Below are 6,199 nucleotides of genomic sequence, written 5' to 3' on the forward strand. Positions count from 1 at the left end.
TCGTGGTAATCGGGTACGGGCCCTTAACACGCGAACGCCCCTAGCGTATCCGTTTCCAGTGCCGCGTCTGGCAGCCGAAACCGAATAAGGTACAGCCGCTGGCGGTGATACTGTCGGAATCGGTCAGTTCGATTCGCCCCGAAATCGTCTGGTCGAGTGCCGGCACATAGACCTTGCCCTTCCATTCATTGGGGCCGACCTGGCGGAATTCGCGGAACACTTGCGTCCCGATCAAGGTCCGGCCGCGCGAGGCGATGTCCGCCTTGGTCTTGTCGTCGGCCCAGATCACGGTGCCGCACATCGCATCGCCGCAGCGGCCGGCGCGGACGTGCATCGTGTTGTTCATATTGGTCCAGGTGCCCGCCCAGGCCGCGCCGGCGCGTGCCGGATCGGGTTCGGGACCGGCCTGCGCAGACGCCGCAACGACGGTCAGCGTCAGCGCGGCGCAGGCCAGAAGTCGGGACATGATCGTCGACATCGCAAACTCCAAAAACGCACTCCCCCACCTCTTCCGCCTAGAAATAGAAATTGTCCGTCGTGGGGCAAGGCGTGGCGCTGGTGCGGCAATTCGCACGCGGCTAGTGAATAGGTGATGACTGCCGAACCCGAGTCCGAGATCGTCCCAGACACCCAATATCGCGGGTTGGTCGGGCGATTGCCGCCTTATCCGCGCGCATTCGCCTTGCTGGCGCGATTCGATCGGCCGATCGGCTGGCAATTGCTGTTCTGGCCCGGCGCCTGGGCGATCGCGCTGGCGCATGGCGCGTTCGACCGCTGGGATCTGATCCTGTGGATCGCGCTCGGCGCCATCGCGATGCGGGGCGCGGGTTGCGTCTATAACGACATCGTCGACCGCGATCTCGATCGCCAGGTCGAACGCACGCGGAGCCGCCCGCTCGCCTCGGGCGCGGTGTCGCTCAAGGCAGCATGGATCTGGCTGGTGTTCTTGTGCCTGATCGGCCTGGTCGTGCTGCTCCAACTGCACCGTTATGCCGCAATCGTGGCGTTGGTCAGTCTCGCACCCGTCGCGGCCTATCCGTTCATGAAACGGATCACCTGGTGGCCGCAGGCCTGGCTGGGCATCGTCTTTTCCTGGGCGGCGTTGGTCGGGTGGAGCGAGATCGCCGGGTCGCTGATGATGCCGGGGCCGTTACTCTATCTCGGGTCGATCTTCTGGGTGATCGGCTATGACACGATCTACGCGCTCCAGGATATCGAGGACGATACGCTCGTCGGCGTTCGTTCATCGGCGCGCGCGCTGGGCAGCCGGGTGAGATCAGGCGTGGGGACGTTCTACGCGCTCGCGGTCGCCTGCTGGGCGCTGGCGCTGTGGGAATTGCGGCCCGACCCGCTGGTGCTCGTCGCGCTCGCCCCGGCGGCGCTGCATTTCGCCTGGCAAGTCGCGACGCTCGATCCCGCCGACGGCGCCAACGCACTTCGCCGCTTCCGCTCGAACCGATTCGCCGGGCTGCTGGTGTTCCTCGCCTGCTTTGTGGTCGGACAAACCAGTTTTTGAGCGAGCACCGGCGATCGAACTCGGTCAGTTTTGCCGACGCCCTTTGACCGGCGCGCCTGCGCTTCCTAAGTGCCGGTCATGCTGACTCCCGACGCCGCGCGCGACCGCGCTCTCGATATCGTTACTCGTGCGCAAAAGGCCGGCGCCGATGCCGCCGACGCGGTGCTCGGCGCCTCGGCCAGTGTCGAGGTGTCGGTGCGGCTCGGGGAGCTCGAGGATGTCGGTCGCTCCGAAGAGGAGCAATTGGGCTTGCGCGTGTTCGTCGGCCAGCGATCGGCCTCGGTTTCCACCTCCGATCTGTCGTCGGCCGCGATGGACGCGCTGGTCGAGCGCGCGGTGGCGATGGCCCGTGAGGCGCCCGAGGACAAATGGGCGGGGCTAGCCCCCGAGGATCGGCTGATGACGGGGCCGATCCCCGATCTCAATCTGCAAGATGCCGACGATCCCGCTCCCGCCACGCTCAAGCAAACCGCGCTCGCCGCGGAGGACGCCGCCCGCGCCGTGCCCGGCGTCACCAACAGCGAGGGCGGTGGCGCCTCGGCGTCGCGCGTCGCCTGGGCGCTCGCCACCAGCCATGGGTTCTCCGGCGCCTATGCCACCACTAGCCATTCGGTCTCGGCCAGCGTGCTGGCAGGCAGTGGCGGTGCGATGCAGCGCGATTACGGACACCGCACGGCGCGCCACCGCGCGCACCTCCCCTCGCCCGAGGCGATCGGCCGCGAAGCAGGTGAGCGCGCGGTCGCCCGGCTCAACCCCAGCAAGGTCGCCAGTGGCCCGATGCCGGTGCTGTTCGACCCCCGTGTCGGCGCCTCGCTGATCGGCCACCTGACCGGCGCCATTTCGGGCGCGGCGATCGCGCGCGGCACCAGCTTCCTGCTCGGCAAATTGGGCGAACAGATTTTTGCTGCCGGAATCGACATCGTCGACGACCCGCTCCGCCCGCACGGGCTGCGCTCGCGGCCATTCGATGGCGAAGGGCTAGCAGTCTCGGCGACCAGCCTGATCCGCGACGGTATCCTCACGACCTGGCTGCTCGATTCGGCCTCGGCGCGGCAGCTGGGACTTGAGCCCACCGGCCATGCCGCGCGCGGCGGCGCCGGGGCTCCGGGGGTCAGTACGAGCAACACCTATCTCGCCGCGGGAAAGACCAGCCGCGACGACCTGATCGCCGGGGTGAGGCGGGGCGTCTATGTCACCGAGCTGATCGGCCAGGGCGTCAACGGCGTCACCGGCGATTACAGCCGCGGCGCGGCGGGCTTCCTGATCGAGGATGGCGTGCTCTCCACACCGGTCGACGAATTCACCATTGCCGGCAATCTGAAGGACATGTTCCTCCACCTGACCGCTGCCGACGATCTCGAATTCCGCTACGCAACCAACGTCCCCACGCTCCGGATCGATGGAATGACGGTCGCGGGTGGCTGAGCTGATCGAAGAACTCGCGGCGATCGCCGCTGAAGCGGGGGCCTATGCGCTCGCCCGCTGGCGGACCGATTTCGCGCGTTGGGAAAAGGCACCGGGCAACCCGGTCTGTCAGGTCGATCTCGACGTCAATTCCTTGCTCCGCGACCGGCTGACCGCACTCGCCCCTGACGCCGGCTGGTTGTCGGAGGAGACGGTCGACGACGCAGTGCGGCTTAACCACCGCCGCTGCTGGGTGGTCGATCCGATCGATGGCACCCGCGACTATATCCGCGGGCGCGAAGGATGGGCGGTATCGATCGCTTTGGTCGACGGCGAGCAGCCGGTGGCGGCAGTGCTCGACGCCCCTGCGTTGAACGAAGTCTGGCGTGCTGAAACAGGCAAGGGCGCGACGCTCAACGGTCAACCGATCATGCATAGCGGTCGGACGATCTTCACCGGCGCGCGCACGCCAACCGATGCGCTGCCCGATGTCGATGCCGATCTGGTCGCGGTCGCCAAGCCCAATTCGATCGCGCTGCGAATCGCGATGGTCGCGGCGGGTCAGGCCGATCTGCTCGCGACGATCCGCTGGGGCAACGAATGGGATATAGCCGCCGCCGTGCTTATCGCGCGCGAAGCCGGCTGCTCGGTCAGCGATGCCGTGGGGCGCAAACTGCGCTTCAACACCCCGCGTGCCGAAGCGTTCGGGGTGCTCGCGACGGCACCGGGCATTCACCTGGCTGCGATCGCGCGGCTGCATGAGCGTGCGGTGGCGGGATTGGGCAAGCCGCGCTGAGGCGCAGTGCTCCTGCGAAAGCAGGAGCCCAGAGTCGCAAAGGGAATCGCTCGTAACCCTGGGCTCCTGCTTTCGCAGGAGCACTGTGTTTCTTTGAGCGGTATCAGCCCTCGAGCTGGCGGATCAGGCTGCGCACCGCGCCGTCGATCTCGTGATCGCTGCCGCGCAATTCCTCGATGCGGCGCACCGCATGGATTACGGTCGAATGGTCGCGGCCGCCGAACTTGCGCCCGATCTCGGGCAACGAGCGCGTGGTCAGGCGCTTGGCGAGATACATTGCGATCTGGCGCGGGCGGGCGACCACCACGGCACGGCGCGCCGAAACCAGATCGACCGGCTTGAGGTCGTAATGCGCCGACACCGCGCGCTGGATCTCATCGATCGTGATCCGCTTGGTGCCGCCGCGCAGCACGTCGCCGAGCGTCGCCTGGGCGAACTCCAGGTTGATCTCCTCGCCGGTCAACTGGGCATAAGCGACCAAGCGGTTGAGCGCGCCCTCGACTTCGCGCAGGCTGCCGGTGACCTTGTGCGCGAGCAGCTCGAGCACATCTTCGGGCACCTTGACCTCGGGCAATTCACCGAGGCGATGATCGAGCAGCGCGCGACGCAAGGTCGCGTCGGGCATCTTGATGTCGGCGACCAGGCCCATCGCCAGCCGCGACACGATCCGCGCCTCGACATCGTCGAGTCCCTGGGGATGACGATCAGCGGTGATGACCAGGCGCTTGCCCGCCGCAGTCAGCTCGTTGATCGTGTGGAAGAACTCGTCCTGGGTCGGCTTCTTGCCCGAGATGAAGTGCAAATCGTCGATCATCAGCAGATCGGCGCCGCGCAGCCGGGTCTTGAAGGCATGCGTGTCGTTGGCGCGAATCGCCGCGACGAATTCGAACATGAACCGCTCGGCCGACATCAGGAAAACGCGCGCCTCGGGAACCGCCGTCAGATAGGCGTGACCGATCGCGTGCATCAGATGAGTCTTGCCGAGCCCAGTGCCCGAATGGAGGAACAACGGGCTGAACCGCGGGACGCCCGGTTCGGCCAATGCCTTGGCAGCGTTGAAGGCGACACGGTTCGACGGATCGACCACGAAGCGGTCGAACGTCAGGCGCGGATCGAGTGTCGGACGCTCGGCGGCTTCGACGGGTGCGGCAGGCGATTCGGTCGGCTGGTCCGTGGCAATGCGCAACACCGCCGGCGCGGACGCCTGACGCACTTCGATCGATACCGTGCGAATCGCCGGGATCGCGGCGCGGAATTCCTGGACCAGCCGGTCCTGATAATGGTTGCGGACCCAATTGGCGGTGAACGCCGATGGCAGGGTCAGGCGTACATTGGTCTCGTCGTCGCTATCGTCGAGCTCGATCGGCTTTAGCCATTGCTCGAACAATCGCGCGCCAGCCGATTCCCTCAGATTCTTGCGGATTCTCGCCCAGGCATTGAGTACTTCCCCGGGCACAACACCTTCCCTTGCTACCGAAACCGCCACCCGCAACAATCCCTTCCCCACCGGCCCACGCCCCCGCAACAGGCCCGATTCGTTAGACAGACGACTCCCCCCAGCCGGAAATGCTATCCGCCTGAACGCGAGTACTGCTATGATTCGGCGAGCGCCTGATGGGCGCTGCGAGGATTGATTATGAAGCTCGAAGCCTGTCGATCAACCCCGTCGATGACAGAAATATTAAAATAAAAAAGTTGACTCGCCCTGACCCGCAGAAATCCGGGCTTCTCTAAATAACCCACTGAATCCGGGCGAATTTCGCGTTACGTTTCTGTGAACTATTTGCGAATCGCTAGGTTTTCCCATGCTTAGCGGATTCGTTCGAATATCGGGTATGGGGATCGCTGCAGAGCAGCATGGCCGGAGCGCCAGACAGCAAAAAGCCCGCCGGTGAATTTCACACCGGCGGGCGCCATCCCTGCTACCAAATCGGGTATCTTTAGAGCGAAGCGAGTCGCTTGGTCAGGCGCGAGAACTTGCGGCTCGCGGTGTTCTTGTGGAGCACGCCCTTGGCGACGCCACGCTGCAGCTCGGGCTGTACGGCGGCCAGCGCAACGGTGGCCGCTTCCTTGTCCCCGGCGGCCAGCGCCGATTCGACCTTCTTGACGAACGTACGGATGCGGCCAACGCGGTTGCCGTTGATTTCCGCGCGACGGTCGTTGCGACGGATACGCTTTTTCGCTTGCGGCGTGTTCGCCATGAAAGTCCTCTGAATTTCGCAAAAAATGGGACAGGCAAGACGTATAGCCGTGCCCGGAAGCGGTGGCCCTTAGCGAGCGATGGAGATTCGGTCAACCTTTGGGACGATGCACCGTCACTTCTGGCAGGCAGGGCACCAGAAGGTCGATCGTCCGCCCTCGACATAGCGATGGACGGTGCCGCCGCAGCCGCACGGCTCGCCCTCCCGGCCATAGACCGCGAACTGTTTCGAGAAATAGCCGAGCTCGCCGTCGGGGCGGGCGAAGTCGCGCAGGCTCGACCC

7 protein-coding genes are annotated in these 6,199 nt (G+C 65.5%); 3 read left to right on the forward strand and 4 right to left on the reverse strand.

The genetic code is table 11. The features are described 5' to 3' along the window. Window positions 1-40: 40 nt before the first annotated feature. On the reverse strand, window positions 41-478 hold the full coding sequence (locus SAS01S_RS21290) for a DUF2147 domain-containing protein (RefSeq protein WP_066813124.1): 438 nt from the start codon (window positions 476-478) through the stop codon (window positions 41-43). Between the two features lie 114 nt (window positions 479-592). Between SAS01S_RS21290 and ubiA the strand changes: the two genes are divergently transcribed. The 3 genes from ubiA to SAS01S_RS21305 all read left to right on the forward strand — a co-directional run bounded on the left by ubiA (window position 593) and on the right by SAS01S_RS21305 (window position 3,716). Beyond that, complete coding sequence (gene ubiA, locus SAS01S_RS21295; RefSeq protein ID WP_066813126.1) at window positions 593-1,516, forward strand: 4-hydroxybenzoate octaprenyltransferase; 924 nt, start codon at window positions 593-595, stop codon at window positions 1,514-1,516. A gap of 78 nt (window positions 1,517-1,594) precedes the next feature. Beyond that, on the forward strand, window positions 1,595-2,941 hold the full coding sequence (locus SAS01S_RS21300; protein ID WP_066813128.1) for a TldD/PmbA family protein: 1,347 nt from the start codon (window positions 1,595-1,597) through the stop codon (window positions 2,939-2,941). After that, window positions 2,934-3,716 (forward strand): 3'(2'),5'-bisphosphate nucleotidase CysQ, encoded by a 783-nt coding sequence (locus SAS01S_RS21305; protein WP_066813130.1) that lies wholly within the window; start codon window positions 2,934-2,936, stop codon window positions 3,714-3,716. Before SAS01S_RS21300 ends, SAS01S_RS21305 begins: the two co-directional genes overlap by 8 nt. A 103-nt stretch (window positions 3,717-3,819) precedes the next feature. Here the strand turns inward: SAS01S_RS21305 and dnaA are convergent, their stop codons facing one another. From dnaA to SAS01S_RS21320, 3 genes are all read right to left on the reverse strand, one after another. Then, entirely contained in the window at window positions 3,820-5,172 is a 1,353-nt protein-coding gene (dnaA, locus tag SAS01S_RS21310; protein ID WP_245657062.1) for a chromosomal replication initiator protein DnaA, read from the reverse strand. Window positions 5,173-5,656: 484 nt separating this feature from the next. Beyond that, window positions 5,657-5,917, reverse strand: a complete 261-nt coding sequence (gene rpsT, locus SAS01S_RS21315; protein ID WP_066813132.1) for a 30S ribosomal protein S20 — start codon at window positions 5,915-5,917, stop codon at window positions 5,657-5,659. A 114-nt stretch (window positions 5,918-6,031) separates the two neighbouring features. Beyond that, window positions 6,032-6,199, reverse strand: a 168-nt coding sequence (locus SAS01S_RS21320; RefSeq protein WP_281179347.1) for a zinc finger domain-containing protein, incomplete at its 5' end; no start/stop codon positions are given.

Source organism: Sphingomonas asaccharolytica NBRC 15499 (genome assembly GCF_001598355.1).
In the GTDB taxonomy this organism is placed as follows: Bacteria; Pseudomonadota; Alphaproteobacteria; order Sphingomonadales; family Sphingomonadaceae; genus Sphingomonas; species Sphingomonas asaccharolytica.

What these genes read in the sequence shown, in the direction of transcription:
- SAS01S_RS21290 (WP_066813124.1), bottom strand. Translation starts at nt 478, where the DNA reads ATGTCGACGATCATGTCCCGACTTCTGGCCTGCGCCGCGCTGACGCTG.
- ubiA (WP_066813126.1), top strand. Translation starts at nt 593, where the DNA reads ATGACTGCCGAACCCGAGTCCGAGATCGTCCCAGACACCCAATATCGC.
- SAS01S_RS21300 (WP_066813128.1), top strand. Translation starts at nt 1,595, where the DNA reads ATGCTGACTCCCGACGCCGCGCGCGACCGCGCTCTCGATATCGTTACT.
- rpsT (WP_066813132.1), bottom strand. Translation starts at nt 5,917, where the DNA reads ATGGCGAACACGCCGCAAGCGAAAAAGCGTATCCGTCGCAACGACCGT.